1 protein-coding gene is annotated in these 404 nt (G+C 53.7%); it reads left to right on the top strand.

Features of this window, described 5'->3' with window-relative positions; translation table 11 throughout:
• Positions 1-118, top strand: a 118-nt coding sequence (locus tag BK660_RS33310) for a hypothetical protein (RefSeq protein ID WP_259698564.1), incomplete at its 5' end; no start/stop codon positions are given.
• Positions 119-404: the final 286 nt, after the last annotated feature.

Here is a 404-nt window from a genome sequence, read left to right as displayed (position 1 = left end):
AATGGGCATGACCGCGTTGCTGGAGCCGTTGATGATTGTGGTGATGGGCGGGGTGGTGCTGGTGATTGTGATGGCGGTGTTGTTGCCGATCATTGAGATCAACCAACTGGTCCAGTAGCCGGTTTTGATGGTGTCTGATCGGGCCCCTTCGCGAGCAGGCTCGCTCCCACAGTGTTCTGTGTTGTGAAGTCAATTGCATTCGATCATTGAGAGCACTGAGTTGATCCAGTAGTGGTGTGTCAGATGTTTTTAGGGTGTCTGACCTGGCCCCTTCGCTGGCAAGCCAGCTCCCACAGGTTCTTGTGTTGTGTCGCAGATCGCATTGACAACTTGGCTCCTTGTGGGAGCGAGCCTGCTCGCGAAGTGGCCAGAGAGGGCAACAAATAATCCAATCTTTTTTCCAG

The sequence above is a fragment of the Pseudomonas brassicacearum genome (assembly GCF_003732265.1).
Lineage (GTDB): Bacteria > Pseudomonadota > Gammaproteobacteria > Pseudomonadales > Pseudomonadaceae > Aquipseudomonas > Aquipseudomonas brassicacearum_D.
The sequence above is the reverse complement of the archived record's forward strand: the minus strand, read 5'-3'. Positions and strand labels throughout refer to the sequence as shown.